The organism is Pedobacter petrophilus, assembly GCF_009674725.1.
Taxonomy (GTDB): Bacteria; Bacteroidota; Bacteroidia; order Sphingobacteriales; family Sphingobacteriaceae; genus Pedobacter; species Pedobacter petrophilus.
This window is the reverse complement of record NZ_WKKH01000013.1, coordinates 19,922-35,869: the sequence shown is the minus strand read 5'-3', so window position 1 is coordinate 35,869 and position 15,948 is coordinate 19,922. Positions and strand designations below refer to the sequence as shown.

Genomic DNA, 15,948 nt, shown 5'->3' with positions numbered 1-15,948 from the left:
GCTTTATAATATCTTGAAAATGATTACCAACTGAAGAATGACATTTGCATACACTCCAGCCAGAACATCATCTGCCATTACCCCTAAACCCCCAGGCAAGTCTTCCATCCTGCGGATATAGAGTGGCTTTAAAATATCAAAAAAACGAAAAAGGATTAAGCCTAAAAGGATATACTCCCACCTTACCGGTACACAGAGCAAGGTGATACACATTCCGGCTACCTCATCTATTACTACTCTTTGGTGATCTTTTCCCCAAATCTCTTCGACTACATCTGCACTCCGAATGCCTTGCAATGTTAACAGGATGGTGATCAGAACAGCATCAAGTCCTGGATAATTATATCCAGTCTGGAAAAAGTACCAGCAAATGCAGGTCGCTATTGCAGCGTAAGTACCTGCTCCTTTACCTATGTAACCAATTCCCAGACTGGTTGATATAATTTTATGAATTAACACTATGCCGTTTCTACCGTTTCCTCTTCATAATCCTGGCCTAAATGCGTGATCAAATCTTCACCCATCATATAGCGCAATGTATTTTGAAGCTTCATTAATTGCTTGAAAATATCATTTTCTGCAGGTACACCCGGAACTGTTTGTGGCGATTTTAAGTAGAATGATAACCATTCCTGAACACCAGACATGTTTGCACGTTTAGCCAAATCGATAAATAAAGCCAGATCCAAAACAATTGGTGCAGCTAAGATCGAATCGCGACATAAGAAGTTAATCTTAATCTGCATTTTGTAACCTAACCAGCCAAAAATATCGATGTTATCCCAACTTTCTTTGTTATCACCGTGAGGCGGGTAATAATTGATTCTGATTTTGTGGTACATATCACCATATAAATCAGGATTAAGCTCTGGCTTGAAAATATCTTCCAATACGCCCAATTTAGAAACTTCTTTGGTTTTGAAGTTATCAGGATCATCCAGAACCAAACCATCACGGTTACCTAAAATGTTATCAGAGAACCAGCCGTTAACACCCAATGAACGGGCTGCTAAACCTGGTGCCAAAATCGTTTTCATTAACGTTTGACCGGTTTTGAAATCTTTACCAGCAATTGGGGTATTGGTTTCTCTTGCCAACTCAATTAACGCCGGGATATCAACTGTTAAATTTGGTGCACCATTAGCGAAAGGAATACCTAATTTTAGAGCTGCGTAAGCATAAATCATACTTGGCGCAATTAGTGGATCGTTGTCTTTTAAGCCTTGCTCGAAAGCAGCAAGTGATCCATGAACGGCAGATGGTTCGAAGTAAATTTCAGTTGAACCACACCATACCAATACGATACGGTCACAATTATTTGTTGCTTTGAAGTTTTTGATATCTTCCATCACTTCAAGCGCTAATTCATGTCTTGTAGCAGCTTCTTTTACGTATGTTCCGGTTAAATTCTTAACATAGTTATGATCAAACGCTGCCCTCATTGGTTTAATGGCCTGAAGTTCTTCACGCACATCACGCAAAAGATTTGCATCTAAAACCCTTGCATTAAGCGCCGCTTCGTATACATTATCTTCATACACATCCCAACCACCGAAAACTAAATTTTCTAAGTTAGCCAAAGGCACAAAGTCTTTAATTTTAGGTTCTTTTTTCTCTGTTCTTTTGCCAATACGAATGGTTCCCATTTGTGTTAATGAGCCAATTGGTTTTGACAGGCCTCTTTTAACTGCAGCTACACCTGCAATCATCGTTGTTGCAACAGCACCAAGTCCGGGCATTAAGATCCCGAGCCTGCCATCGGCCGATTTTACTTCTTCTTTCATTCTATTTTTATTTAAGCTTTTAATTTATAACCATTTATTTTCTTTGTACCAGGCAATGGTTTCATTTAAACCGGTTTCCAGTTGATACTGCGGTACAAAGCCAAGATCTTTTTGTACTTTATCTATATCACAAATCCAGTTTGCGGCAGTGATTTCATTAACTTTATCTATGTTTAGTGCCGGTACCTTGTCAAAAAAACCAAGGGTTTTTTCTAAGGTCCAGGCAAGTCCTCTAATTATCGGCATGGGCACTTCCAGCACAACAGGCTTTTTATTTAGCGCTTTTCTTACATAAGCTGCAAGCGAAAATTTGCTGTAAACATTACCATCAGAGAGGTTATAAGTCTTATTTACCACATCAGATGCGAGCGCCTCAATCATTACTTTTGCCAAATCAGTTACATAGATAAAACTGAGTTGTTGTTCCTGTTTCCCTGCATGCAGTTCAAAGCCCGAATTAATTCCTTTAATCAGGATAAAAATGTCTTTCTCCCGTGGTCCGTACACTGCAGTTGGCCTGAAAACGATTAGCGGCAAATTTAAAATCTGACTCAAATACGTTTCTGCGAGGGCCTTACTCCTGCCATAGTTTGTAACCGGATTCGACAGATTATTGTCGATATTATTTTTCAAAGGTCCACGTGCAGCCAGGCTGCTTAAAAACTCAAACTTTTCAATTTTATGGGTTGATAAAGTTGAGGCTACTGCCAGGTTTCTGGTATAGGTAGCATTGGTATTGAAATATTCTTCCCGGTTTTTCGCTTTTGTTGTTGCGGCTGCGTGAATAATGTAATGATACTTATTTTCTTCTATGTTTTGCTTTAACTGATAAATAGATTCAAAATCCAATTCTACACGAGTCACATCTAAACCCGCCAGGTGTGATACCACACTCGATTTCCGTACATTGATGTAAACTTCCAGATTACTGGTTAAGGCTGCCTGGATCAAATGATATCCAACAAAGCCCGTTGCTCCGGTAATCAAAACCCGCTTTTTCATATCGCTTTTTCAAGAGTTCTGTATTTCCGATACAGCTGTCCGCCTATGTTTTCAATTGGCTTGTTCACCATATCATTGTGATCAAGCGTCCAGCTGGCCTCTGCGTATTTCATGTTTTTAGCGGCGAAACTTTTGATGATATGGCCATATAAGCAGGCTTCGATCCCCATTTTACGGTACCCATCAATCACCCCCAAAAGCAAAATTCTAATTCCGTCTACTTTTTTCTTTCCGGTTAAAAGTTTAATCAACCCCGTTGGAAACAATCGACCGCGTTTAATTTTAATCTGGATCTGGTTAATATCTGGCAGTGCCAGGGCAAAGCCTACAATCCGACCTTTTTGCTCGGCTAAAACGCAGAAATCAGGATCAAGAATTAACTTCATGTCATTCGCCATGTAATCAAACTCCTTATCTGTAAGCGGAACAAAGCCGAGATTTTTATCCCAGGCTTTATTGTATACTGCACGAATGGCTTCACGTTCATTTTTGAAGTCTTTCATGTTGATTTTGCGGATCACGATATCATTACGTTGTAAACGTTCTTCAAGTTTATCAATTAAACCAACAGAGCGATCATTGTAATTACCTGCGGTATAGCGATAAGCACGTAAATCTACATTCTTTACAAAACCGATTTTCTCCAGAAGTGGAAGGTAATACGGCGGGTTATATGGCATCATCAATACCGGCGGACCATCGAAACCTTCAATAAGCAATCCGCAGGTTTCATTGGTAGAGAAATTCACCGGACCTAACACTTTTGTTAATCCTTTCCCGGTTAACCACTCTTCGGCAGCGCTAACTAACAAATTTGCTACTTTCTGGTCTTCGATACAATCAAAGAAGCCAAAAAAACCGTCTTTTGCTTGGTATACTTTATTGTGGTTGGTATTATTAATAGCGGCAATTCGGCCTACAATTTTACCATTTTCATACGCTAAAAAAAGCTGGATCTGCGAATGTTCGTAGAACGGATGTTTGCCTGGTGTGAGCAGATCCCGCTGTGCGATAAAAAGCTCCGGAACATAATTCACATCATTCGCATGTAAATCATGAGGAAAATCTATAAAAGAAGCAAGCTGTTTTTTAGTAGAAACCGTGATTATTTCGCTCATGATTATACGTCAACTAAACTAAGGTCAACAGCCTTGAAAGCGGCTGTAAGCTTTTCGATTGCAATTTCAATCTGTTTAAAACTATGTGTTGCCATCAGGGAAAATCTGATTAACGAAGAATGTGATGGCACGGCAGGAGAAACCACAGGGTTTACAAAAACCCCGTTTTCCTGCAAGATGTTTGTAATCATAAATGTTTTCATATTATCTCTAATGTAAACCGGAATGATTGGGCTATTGCTAGGACCGATATAGAAACCAGATTCGATTAATAATTTTTTTGCATAATTGGTGTTTTCCCATAACTTATCGATACGTTCTGGTTCAGATTCGACAATATCCAGGGCAGCAATTACACTGGCAACAGCTGATGGCGGCATACTTGCACTAAAAATCAGTGATCTGGCGTGGTGCTTAATGTATTCTATGGTCGAGGCATCTCCTGCAATAAAGCCACCCAATGAAGCGAATGATTTACTGAACGTTCCCATAATTAAATCTACGCTATTATTCAGGTTGAAGTGAGAAGCAGTACCAGCGCCGTTAAATCCAATTACTCCTAAACTATGTGCATCATCTATCATTACGTTTGCGCCAAATTCGTCGGCAATCTTTACCAATTCCGGAAGGTTTACCAAATCACCCTCCATACTAAAAATTCCATCCGAAACAATCAGCTTTGCTGCATCTTCGGGTAAACGGCTGAGTTTTTTTCTCAGGTCGTCCATATCGTTATGTGCATACTTGATTATCCTCGAAAAGGATAGTCTGCTACCATCAATAATCGAGGCATGATCGTATTCGTCTAAGATAAGGAAATCATTCCGATCTAACAAACAGGAGATTACACCAAGGTTAGCCTGAAAGCCGGTACTAAATAGCACAGCAGCTTCTTTTGAAACATATTTTGCCAATCTGTTTTCCAGCTGGAGATGAATATCGAGAGATCCGTTAAGGAGCCGGGAGCCTGCGCATCCTGTTCCGTATTTGTCTATGGCTAATTTTGCTGCCTCCTTAATTTTGGGATGATTAGTTAAGCCTAAATAAGAATTGGAGCCGAACATGAGTACTTTCTTTCCACCTATAATTACCTCAGTATCCTGTGCAGACTCTATAGATCTAAAGTATGGATATAGCCCTTTCTTTTTAACCAGGGTAGCATCTTTAAATGCGTCGATTCTATCTATTAATTTTTTGCGCATGCGTGTATTGTAAATGTTTGTCTTCTCAAATTCTGCTAATAAATACGATGTGGGCTATACAGGATTTTTCTTTAAAATGAAATGGTCGAATTCCGTTAATAATTTCGCAACAATTTGATAACGCAATTTTAATTCAGATTACCACCTTAAAAAAGGTTAAAATGTGGGAATTATTGGTCAATAAGTAGGATAGATAGAATTTGACATTCAGATGAATTGACTTTTCGACTTACTGACTTTTATAACAAAAAAGTAAAACGGTTTAAAATTAAATAAAAACCCATAAAACAAGCATTAAAATGCTTTTTATCAGTTATTTACTAATTACATAAGTTAATAAATATTGAAATTTATAATCAGCGAATAGTCATATTTTTCGAAAAAAAATTTAAAAATGTAATGGAATATTAGATTTGCTGAAGTCAATAATGTCAGATATTTAGGGCTAACTTCCATAAATTCAATTAGCACAATTGGGACAAAATCCGGTTGTTTTAAAAATTCGTGAAATAACTTGTTAATGTCTGCAGATGATGTAATGTTAAATTAAGTCTCATGCAAAAACAGTTAAATCTTAATCCTATTAAAAAAAATGGTCTGATACACAGTACACCCGCTAGCGATGGGTTAGAGGTGTCGAGGATTAATCAGATTACCACTAATGTAAACTGCAATCAGCCATTTAGATCAACATTTTACGGATTTGTACTGATGTTGAAGGGCAAGATCAACATAAAGACTAGTGTAAGGAACGAAATTCTCAAAGAGCATGATATCTTTTTCATTTTTCCTGATTCAGTTTATGAGGTTCTTGATCACGCAGATTTTTCATTTATCAAGATTACCATAAGCAAGGACTACCTGTCTAAAGAGGGACTGTTTCTAGGTGCATCACAGCACTACAACCTCTTTCAGGCAAAGGCAATTAATAAGTTTGCATTAACAAAAGATGAATATCATGATATTTATTATAACGTAATCGCTCTTGAAAAGAAGCTGAAAATCGCTAAAGACATGCCTTATCGCAATGATGTGATCAGAAATAGTTTCATTGAGATTTTATATGATTTACTGCTTTCCAATAACAGCCGTAAGGATTTTGAGCCGCCCCGGCGGGATAGCAAGTTTGAGTTAACCACTAAGTTTCTTGATCTGCTTTCTGAATATTTCAGAACCGAAAGACAGGTAATTTTTTATGCTGGCAAGCTGTTTATAACGCCCAGGCACTTGTCTCAAGTGGTTAAAGCAGTAACCGGAAAAACCGCAGGAGAGTTAATAGACGAAATTGTAATTGGTGAAGCGAAGATTTTATTGGCTAACCATTCACTGAATATATCCGGGGTTGCAGAAGCATTAAATTTCTCCAATTCTTCTTTTTTCGGAAAATATTTTAAAAAGAACACCAGTCTGTCTCCTTCTGTTTACCGGATGGCAAACCGACTACCAAAACAAACATTTTTCTAGAAAACATGCAATACCATTTTAGTACAAAAGGACCAATATCGCCTACATACAGACCTTGTTGACACCTGCACTTTTATGGAACTTTAACCCTAAAATTAAACCTAATGATTAGCCAGCTACCCGACGTCTACGCACAACACACCACGCAGCATAAATTTAACTGTGAAACAAAAAATTCTTCCGGCTTAATTGCCATATTCGTAAAATTTATCATTTACGGTTTAGCCATTGTTGCTGTGGCAGAATTTCTTATGCGCCAGGCAGGCAAAGAGCAACAGGAAATGAAATTCTCAGAAGATTCTCCCATAGAAACATTGCAAAGCCTAATGCTTTTATTTTCCGTATTCGCTTTAACCTATGGGATTTTAATTTACAAAAACTGGAGACCTCTACTTTTGTTGATTGCTGAATTTCTATTTGTTTCTGTTGTGCGAGAGCAAGATGCATACCTGGATCTTCATTATTTCGATGGTGCATGGCAAACAATTGTTTTATTGTCGTTACCATTCCCGATCTATTATGCAGTCATAAACCGTAAAATTTTACTGGAAAGCCTGAAGGTTTACACTTCTATGTTTGCCTCTGGATTAATGATGTCTGGCGTTTTTACCACCTACATATTTTCGAGATTATACGGGAGAAGGGTGTTTTGGATGGCGGCAATGGAGAAGGGCTACATGAGAGATGTTAAAAATATTTCTGAAGAATCACTGGAAACTTATGGCTACTTACTCATCTTTATTGCCAGTATAGAAATGATTTTTATGATTCAGCGAATGGAGCGCATGTCTAAGAAATCTTTAAAAACGGTACCTAAAACGAATATTGAAAACCTGCGAATCAGTCAAAAATAATTTTCTGAGAATTTATTTTTCAGGATATACCATTTCCCACACAGAACAACTGCTCAGCCGATTGTAAAAATCAAGCATGGCAGATATTTCGCGATAGACGAGTTGTATTTTTAGAGAATGAACCGAAACATGATTTCTCGCTGTGGAATATTCGTTATTTTTCAATTGCTGTTTTTCAACCTTTGCTGCCTGAGTCAGGAGAAAAAGAATCCGCTTATTAAGCAATATAAGAAGGACAAGGCAACCTATGAAAATTTTGAGCGTCAGCATGGCCATTATGTAAAAACGGACAATGTATTAATGCATTATTTATGTTGGGGTAATCCGAAAGATACACCACTGATTTGGGTTCACGGAAGCTTAATGAATGCTTATGAACTCGCGCCGCTGGCAGACTCCCTAACCAAAGCCGGGTACTATTTAATTGCAGTTGATTATTATGGTCACGGTAAAACGCCTATTCCAAAGCAGGAAGTTTCGCTGTATCATATTGCTGATGACATCATAGTGCTGATGGATTCACTTAAAATTAAAGCAGCAGTTATTGGCGGTTTTTCGAGAGGTGCTTATGTCGCTTCTGCCTTTTACCAGTCATATCCGCAACGAGTTAAAGGTTTGATTTTAGAAGATGGCGGTTCTGTAGCTTTCAATTCTTTCTACCATAGATTGAATGAAGAGGAATTGGATGCAAAGGCGAAAACCATGAATCTATCTGCGGAAATTAACAGATTATATAATTCAAGCTATTCTTCTGAATTTGAAGCTTATTCAGATTTGTATGACCGCGAATTGGGCGGAGATCAGTTTGATCTCTTTGCTTTGATTAAACCCCTGGGTAATAAATGGATTACCTATCAAGGCTTGATGAAAAACTTTTCAATGGCAAATGATAAGCAATTCAGGAATCTGGTTTTGCGTCCCGCTACTGCGCCGTTATATGCGGCTTCTATTACTTATATATCGCCTAAAATTATTTTCAGAAACCTGAGTATTCCAGTGTTGATTTTAGATCCGGTCTCGGATAATGATCCGATGCCATTTACGGCGGATAACATTCAGTTGGCCGCTGCTCACCCTAAATTTATCGCCAGGAAAGAATATGCTGGTGTTGAACATAATATCCACTATGTAAAGCCGCAGCAATTTGTAAATGATCTGACTGATTTTCTCAGCAAGTTGAAAAAATAATTGCTTTTGCCCATGGTTTAGTCCTCATGCGTAACAGCTATAGTCCATTCGATCTGACACACCAAGGCTTATGTTTACTTATATTTTGTAAATATTCTACTATTTAAGGGCATTGAAGACCCGAAGTGATAAAGATTAAAAGTGCCAAACCGTTTCGTTTATAGACTAATGCTTTGTTTTTTAGTTGGTTCAGGGCACTACTTTATAGCTTTATAACAAAAAAAGCTGAGTCGGCGAAAAACCGACTCAGCTTTTGAGTATGGCAACCGGATAGACTATCTCCGAACAGCCAACTTCCTACTTAAATTCTATACGATGTGGTGCAGAGAAGAGCGCTTCACCTACCCCATTTGTTTTAACTGCAACCCTCGCAAACATAAAACTTCTTGAAGCTAATGCTGCCGGAACAGTTACTGAAATAGTTCCAGGCTGCCCGATTACGATATCTGCCGCCACCTTTTCTGCACTGGCATCTTGCCTTGTATTGTCCACAATCATGGTTGTGCCAAGGTAAAGGTTTACACGTTCCAACCCGCTTGCTGCGGTTACTTGCTGAACGGTGAAAGTTGCCGTTATGGTCGTTCCTGATTTGTTAAAGGAAACATTATTCAAATTGAAGTGCGGCACAACCGGAACATCAACCTGAGTATTGCCACTTACTTTAACCGAAATTGAATCGGTATTATCAATCCATGGACCATTTCCGCGCAACCGCACCAACTTGTAATCGCCATCGAAAAGTGTTGCAGAAAACGTTCCATCCTGGGCTACAAAAACCGGGATTTTAGTAAAAAGAGAAAAACCACGTTGCCACAACTCCAGTTGTACACCATCAGAGCGAACTCCAACAGGCTGGTTTTGAAAGATTACCCGACCGGACAGCCGTGATGCTGGTGCTTCGTAATTATCCTTTTTGCAGGAAAAAAGTGCGACCAGGGAAAACAGTATGATATAACTTATATTTTTCATGATGTTTGATTAATGAAATGGATTACGAATGATTTTAGGATTGTTATTGAGAACATTCTGGCTGATCGATGAATAGTAATTCCCGATTTGATAAAAGCGCGGGGCCTTAAATCTAGGGGCCACTTGCTTAATAAAAATATACTTATCATTTCGGGCTGCATCACCAGGACGTACCACGCGATAAGGATATAAGGCATACAGCATTGCGTCAGGACTACTTGTACTTCCATTCCAAACCTTATCAGCAATGCGCCAGCGGGCAAGATCCCAAACGCGGTGATCTTCAAAAGCTAACTCCACCCGGCGTTCGTTTCTTAGCCGATCGATGGTTAATGTATTTAAACTATTGGCACCGAAGCCGGCCCTTTCACGTAAGGTATTGATATACGTTAAGGCACTCGCCGTTTGGCCAAGTTCAAAAGCAGCCTCCGCAGCGTTGAGGTAAATTTCACCCAGTCGAAACCTGATCCAGGCGATATCAGTTCCCCTCGTCCGGGTACTGGCTAAAGGCGTATTATCAATAAACTTACGTAAATAAAAACCCGTATTTGATAAATCAAGCGCAGAACGTTGCGGGCCATCCAAACCGGTTAAAAGTTTTCCATCCGTATATCTTGCACCTAAATCACCTTCAATAATCTGATAGGAACTTCCATTCCATAATGCCACTCCAGCCTGAATATTAACCGGTAAATTTCTGAAACTTGTTCCCGGATAAATCACTGTTCCATATAAACGTGCATCCTTATTTGCAAAAACATCCTGCGTATTTGTGTAATAGATATAATCACTATTATCTGGTGTTCTGGTCTTTAAGGTCCCATCCGTGCCATCAAGATATTCATATTTCTCTACCAGATTTAAGGTTGGCGCAATAGCGGAAGAAGCTAAATTATCTTCCCTCAATGAACGGGCAATGTTATCATAGCTAAAGCCGTGTTTAAAGCCCTTCGACTGTAAGAAATCCTGAATTAAGATAAGCTCCGGATTTCCAGTTTTCTTGGTTAAGGCTTCATAAAAATTCTCACCGAGATTAGAAGAATTTGTTTTATATAGCGAATAAGGACCAGCAATGACCTGCTTTGCCGCATCTAACGCTTTATTATAAAAATCTGGAGCACGTTGCGCCGGAATGCCAACTTCGCCACCTGGTAAAGTGATCGGACTTGCCATTAAGTTGTTGTATTTAGCTAAAGAACCTGCGTACAACATCGCCCTGCATTTTAACGCCAGTACGGTATATTTATTCGCACGGGATGTACTGCCATTGTTGCCAACGGTACTTGCAATCGCATCAAGTTCAGAAGCAATAAAATCGTAAACGTCTACTTCTTTGCTTCTTGGAAGCTGAAGGCTGGTAGCATCACCACTATAATCATAAACAAGTGGCGAGGTAACTAATGGAACCCCACCCATCCGTTTTACCATTTCGAAATAATCGTACGCACGTAAAAAACGGAATTCAGCACTGAACTGGTCTTTCTGCTGGGTTGTTAATTTGGTGCTTTTTTGCACGCCTTCAATTCCCAAATTTACGTCGCGGATAAATCCATAATCCCAAAGACTCCATCGATCTACCGGATAAGAAATGATGTTATTGCGGTATTCATCTCCTGCATTTCCACTTCCAGACCATACTGCATCATCATAAGCCGTGTGTTCCGGCCAGCGGTTAGTTAAAGAAGCATCCGTAGGAATGCGGTTATATAAATTGGCGAGTACGCCTTCTATCAACTTAGGGTCTCCATAAACCTGATCTTCCACCACAATACTTTGCGGCTCGCGTTCCAGGAAATCTTTTTTACAGGCCGAAAACACCGACATGAATGTGATAAGTCCTATATAAATTTTAATATTTTTCATCGTAAAAATCTTAAAGTGTAACGTTAAAACCGAAATTAAACAATCGCTGTTGCGGATATACAATTCCGTTGGTAGAAGAAATTTCCCCGTCAATTTCGAATTTCCTCAAATTGTCAAACGAAATCAGGTTGGTTCCATTGGCATAAACGAATATGTTTTTGAAACCTGCCTTTTCGATCCAGCTTTTTGGAAGTGAATAACCCAGCAACAGATTTTTCAGGCGGAGATAAGTTACATTAGTGATCCAGAAATCGTTGCGGTAAGAGAAATTAGAAAGCCCCGGATTATCTTTACGTAAAGCCGGATAGGTTCCTGGAATCCATTCACTATTCGGATTGAACGGATCTGCACGGTGCCAGCGGTCATTTAACAAATATGCCGGCGAATTTCCGTTATTCTGAAATGGAATCTGCAATTCATATTCACGTTGAAAAGTTTGCATGCTCGCACCTGCAAAGTCAAACTGTAAAGTGATGCCTTTCCAGGTCACACTTCCGTTAATCCCTACGTTTAGATAAGGAAGTCCGCCTTGAGCATATCCAATCGGGCGCTGATCCATCCCGTTAATAATTCCATCACCATTGATATCTTCGAACTTAAGATCGCCCGGCAAAAGGGTACGATTTCCTTGTCCGTCATTATTAACCGGGTAATTATCTATCTCATCCTGTGATTGAAAACGGCCAATAACGTGGTGTCCAAAATTCACATCCGCCCAGCGATCTACACCAGAATTGCGGTATTCCTCCCATGAGTTACCAAAACGGGGTTTGTAGTAATCCAGTGTCCGCAAGCGTGATAATGTAGCATTTACACCAATCGAATAATCAACTTCTCTGATTTTACTGCGATAAGTTACAATCCCTTCCATCCCACGGTTTGCATCAGAGTTGAGGTTATCATTTGGTAATGAGTAACCTACTTCGCTCGGCAGCAAAATGTCATACCTTGGTGCAGGTAATCCGGTTCGTTTACGTTCAAAAAAATCAACTGAACCAGTCAGCTTATTATTAAAGAGCGCGAAGTCGACACCGATATTTTTTGCAATACTGGTAATCCATGATAAATTGGTGATGGGCAAACCCCTCGGTGAAACGCCGGTAACCAATGAACCGTTAAAAACAGCGCCACCGTTCGCATAGTCATAACCTTGCAGGTAGCTGAAAGGAGCAACCAACGGCAAAGTAGTGTCGCCATACGGCTGCCGATCTGTTCCAGTCTGGCCATAAGAAACCCGAAGTTTCAGATTATCTACAAATTTAATGTTGCGAAAGAAGTTTTCCTTTGAAATTATCCAACCCGCCGAAACGCCGGGAAAGAACCCGAACCGGTTTTCTTTTCTAAACAGAAACGAACCATCATAACGGCCTAGCGCCTCTAAAAGATATTTTTGCTTGTAGTTATAGTTTACGCGGCCAATGTAACCTGCTCTTGCAGAAACCCCGTAGGTATTGCCTAAAAAGGTTTGATCTGCAAAATAAATTAACGGTACCGTGTTATTAGGTGGATTACTGATCATCTCAACATAATCATCAGTCGAATCATAACGCTCGTAAGCTGCCACCACATCGAAAGCATGATCACCAAAACTTTTGGCATAATTTAATTGAAACTGGCCGAAGTTTTCTGCAATCTCTCTGCGCTCCTTTCTTCTGAATGGATTCTGGTTTCCGCCATTGATGTTATAGCTATTCGTAGCCGGATCATAATTATAAGCATTATAGGTATACTCAAAGTTCTCCCCTACATAAGTGGTATAATTGTAAGAATAAGTGGCTTTTGCAACTAAGCCAAAAGGTAAACTATATTGAGCATAAAAATTAGATTTCAAAGCCCGCCAGTCATTATCAGAATAGCCGGATATTTCTTCGTCATACGTAGCCGGATTTACATTAATGTTGTGCGTAGCATTGATATAATTCGGGTTATCGTTTGCATACGGACGTTCTGTTGGCCAATTGGTATACAAACTAAGCAGCGGGTTAAAGTAATCATCATACCCTGGTACACCCGATTGGTGGCGACGTTCCAATCTCCCGGCAATCTGGGTTCCGATTTTCAGTCCCTTTGTTAAACCGGCATCTAAATTCGCCTGAATATTGGTACGGTTGAAAGTAAAATCTTTAATTACCGCTTCCTGATTAAGGTGCGTAGCGGAAATAAAGAAGTTCGTATTGTTCGATCCTCCTGATGCGTTTGCAGACAAATACCGCTGTGGAACATTCGGTCTGACAATAAAATCATAATAATCAAAACTTTGAAAGCCCGGCTCTGTTCCAGCCTGCCATTTGTCTAACAATTCCCTCGTCCAGATGGTTGGCCTTTTCAAATTCTGATCAGACTCGGCCAGTGCCCTCACATAATCGCCGGCATTGGCTGGTTTCGGCATCCGGGTAAAGTTTTGAAGGCCATAGTAAGATGAAACGTTAATCGCCGTTGGCTGATTTGCGCGTCCTTTTTTTGTAGTAACCAGCACCACTCCATTTGCCGCACGAAGACCATAAATAGCGGCAGATGCATCTTTCAGTACAGAAATGCTTTCGATATCGTTCTGCCCAAGATTGTTAAATTGTCCTGCGTCAGATGGAATACCGTCAATAACGTAAAGCGGTTCGCCCATATTCCTGATCTGCAAGCCTGTTGCCCCACCGGGGCGGGCATCTGTCTGGCGGGTATTTACGCCTTGAATTTTTCCAACAAGTGCGCCCGAAGTGGTAATGGCTGGGGTGCGCATCAATGCATCAGATTTAATATCACTTACCGCTCCGGTAATGGTTGATCTTTTTTGTGCGCCATAGCCCACTACCACCACCTGTTCCAGTGAATTGTCTTGCGCAGTTAACGAAACATTGATAGCCGTTCGCTGGCCGACCACAATTTCTTGTGTATTAAAGCTGATATAAGAAAACACAAGTGTAGCTTGTGGATTGGGTACGTTGATGGTGTAGTTTCCATTGGGATCGGTTTTCACGCCGCTTTTAGTCCCCTTTACAACGATGTTTACATCTGGCATTCCCAGACCCTTTTCATCCAGTACTTTTCCTTTTACAGAAATCTGGGCGAACGCCACAAACGAAACAAACGTCAGAAAGACGGTCAAAATCGTTTTAAAAAACGTCCTTTCATAGATAAAGACTCTCATAAGATAAGATTTATTGGTTTATATTGGTTAATTCGAAATATGGAACGAAGCATCATCGACCAGTATAAAAATCACTGAATCACCGATGAAGTGACAGCAAGTTAATTACCGGTAATTGCATCTTAATTAATGATGCATCGTTTTTTAAAAAGGCCAAATAGTTAGTTTAGCCAGCAACTTTAAACTATTTTGCCTTTCCCCACAACCCTTCTGAAGTCATTTGAACGCGTTTCATTGTACCATCTTTATTATAGTATAAACGATCTATACAAACCGATCTCTGGTAACTACCGCCCCCGGTTTGTACCCCTCCGTTATGGTAAACAAAATACCAGTCGCCTTTAAACTGTACAATGGCGTGATGATTGGTATTGCTGTTTCCGGAGAGTTCATTCAAAATTCCTTTATACGCCCAGGGTCCGTTAATATTATCGCTCATGGCATAGGCGATTTTCTCTGGAAAACCGGTGGCAAAAGACAAATAATATGATTTACCTTTTTTATGTACCCAGGGTGCTTCTGTAAACTTCAGCAAGTTTACAGGAATGATGTCTCCCTCGGTTTCTATCATATTTTCTTTAAGCTTAATGGAATAACATTGCGTATTGCCCCAAAAAAGATAAGCCTGCCCATCATCATCTATATAAACCGTGGGATCAATATCATCCCAGCTGATGTTTGTCCACCTGGTGGTCATCTCATTGGTAATAAGTGCGGTTCCTTTTGCATCTTTAAACGGACCGACAGGGCTATCTGCCACTGCTACGCCTATTGCTTTTCCTTTTTTGCCATTTTCATTTTTGTGCTCTGTAGATACATAGAAATAGTATTTGCCATTTCGTGCAATTACCTGCGATGCCCAGGAGGTTTGCCCAACAGACCAGCTGAAATCTTTGTTTCGAAGTGGATTAGGATGTTCTGTCCAGTTGGTAAGGTCTTTTGAAGAAAAAACAAGCCAGTTCGGCATTTCATAACCCTTTCCTTCGCCAGTATCCTGACCTGCATAAATATAAAATGTGTCACCAACTACCAAAGCAGCTGGATCAGCAGTATACTTATGTTTAAACAATGGATTTCCGGATGCCTGGAAAGTGCTTGGAGAATTTTCAGCACTTTTGCTTTCAGCAGATTGTGCCAGCGCAAATTTAAAGGCAAAAAACTGAATTGCGATCAAAACGAACGTTAATTTCATAGCGGAATATTTGGTTAACCTTTTCAAAAAGCCAATAAAAATTTAGTTTTGCAACCCGGTTTTTAAATGGCAATCTGCTAAGATGCTATCAAATATAACGATAAAATTTATAAACGTCCAAATAACGTTTTTTATTTTTATGCAGGCTTTTCCAATTTCTGAAGGTGGAA

Annotated in this window: 12 protein-coding genes; 3 read left to right on the top strand and 9 right to left on the bottom strand. The window is 39.8% G+C overall.

The window, feature by feature from the left end; translation table 11 throughout:
- Positions 1-3: 3 nt before the first annotated feature.
- From GJU39_RS10330 to spt, 5 genes are read right to left on the bottom strand one after another with little or no spacing between them, the layout of a single operon-like run.
- Positions 4-459, bottom strand: a complete 456-nt coding sequence (locus tag GJU39_RS10330; protein WP_342448195.1) for a phosphatidylglycerophosphatase A family protein — start codon at positions 457-459, stop codon at positions 4-6.
- Positions 459-1,784, bottom strand: a complete 1,326-nt coding sequence (locus GJU39_RS10325; RefSeq protein WP_154280718.1) for an inositol-3-phosphate synthase — start codon at positions 1,782-1,784, stop codon at positions 459-461. The genes GJU39_RS10330 and GJU39_RS10325 overlap by 1 nt, the downstream gene beginning before the upstream one ends.
- Positions 1,785-1,808: 24 nt before the next feature.
- Positions 1,809-2,786: an NAD-dependent epimerase/dehydratase family protein gene (locus GJU39_RS10320; RefSeq protein ID WP_154280717.1), complete on the bottom strand. Its 978-nt coding sequence runs from the start codon at positions 2,784-2,786 to the stop codon at positions 1,809-1,811.
- On the bottom strand, positions 2,783-3,904 hold the full coding sequence (locus GJU39_RS10315) for a GNAT family N-acetyltransferase (RefSeq protein WP_154280716.1): 1,122 nt from the start codon (positions 3,902-3,904) through the stop codon (positions 2,783-2,785). Before GJU39_RS10315 ends, GJU39_RS10320 begins: the two co-directional genes overlap by 4 nt.
- Positions 3,905-3,906: 2 nt before the next feature.
- Positions 3,907-5,106: a serine palmitoyltransferase gene (gene spt / locus GJU39_RS10310; RefSeq protein WP_154280715.1), complete on the bottom strand. Its 1,200-nt coding sequence runs from the start codon at positions 5,104-5,106 to the stop codon at positions 3,907-3,909.
- 555 nt (positions 5,107-5,661) lie between these two features.
- Between spt and GJU39_RS10305 the strand changes: the two genes are divergently transcribed.
- From GJU39_RS10305 to GJU39_RS10295, 3 genes are all read left to right on the top strand, one after another.
- Positions 5,662-6,570, top strand: a complete 909-nt coding sequence (locus GJU39_RS10305) for a helix-turn-helix domain-containing protein (RefSeq protein ID WP_154280714.1) — start codon at positions 5,662-5,664, stop codon at positions 6,568-6,570.
- A 104-nt stretch (positions 6,571-6,674) separates the two neighbouring features.
- Complete coding sequence (locus GJU39_RS10300; protein ID WP_154280713.1) at positions 6,675-7,424, top strand: hypothetical protein; 750 nt, start codon at positions 6,675-6,677, stop codon at positions 7,422-7,424.
- Positions 7,425-7,553: 129 nt separating this feature from the next.
- Positions 7,554-8,612, top strand: a complete 1,059-nt coding sequence (locus GJU39_RS10295; RefSeq protein ID WP_209437626.1) for an alpha/beta fold hydrolase — start codon at positions 7,554-7,556, stop codon at positions 8,610-8,612.
- Positions 8,613-8,909: 297 nt separating this feature from the next.
- On the opposite strand, the gene GJU39_RS10290 is transcribed toward GJU39_RS10295, so the two are convergent.
- The 4 genes from GJU39_RS10290 to GJU39_RS10275 form a co-directional block, all read right to left on the bottom strand.
- Positions 8,910-9,581, bottom strand: a complete 672-nt coding sequence (locus tag GJU39_RS10290) for a DUF3823 domain-containing protein (RefSeq protein WP_154280711.1) — start codon at positions 9,579-9,581, stop codon at positions 8,910-8,912.
- 9 nt (positions 9,582-9,590) lie between these two features.
- Positions 9,591-11,444 (bottom strand): RagB/SusD family nutrient uptake outer membrane protein, encoded by a 1,854-nt coding sequence (locus GJU39_RS10285; RefSeq protein WP_154280710.1) that lies wholly within the window; start codon positions 11,442-11,444, stop codon positions 9,591-9,593.
- Between the two features lie 10 nt (positions 11,445-11,454).
- A complete protein-coding gene (locus GJU39_RS10280; RefSeq protein WP_154280709.1) occupies positions 11,455-14,586 on the bottom strand; it encodes a SusC/RagA family TonB-linked outer membrane protein in 3,132 nt (1,043 codons plus the stop codon).
- A gap of 184 nt (positions 14,587-14,770) precedes the next feature.
- Positions 14,771-15,778, bottom strand: a complete 1,008-nt coding sequence (locus GJU39_RS10275) for a glycoside hydrolase family 43 protein (protein WP_154280708.1) — start codon at positions 15,776-15,778, stop codon at positions 14,771-14,773.
- Between the last annotated feature and the right edge of the window lie 170 nt (positions 15,779-15,948).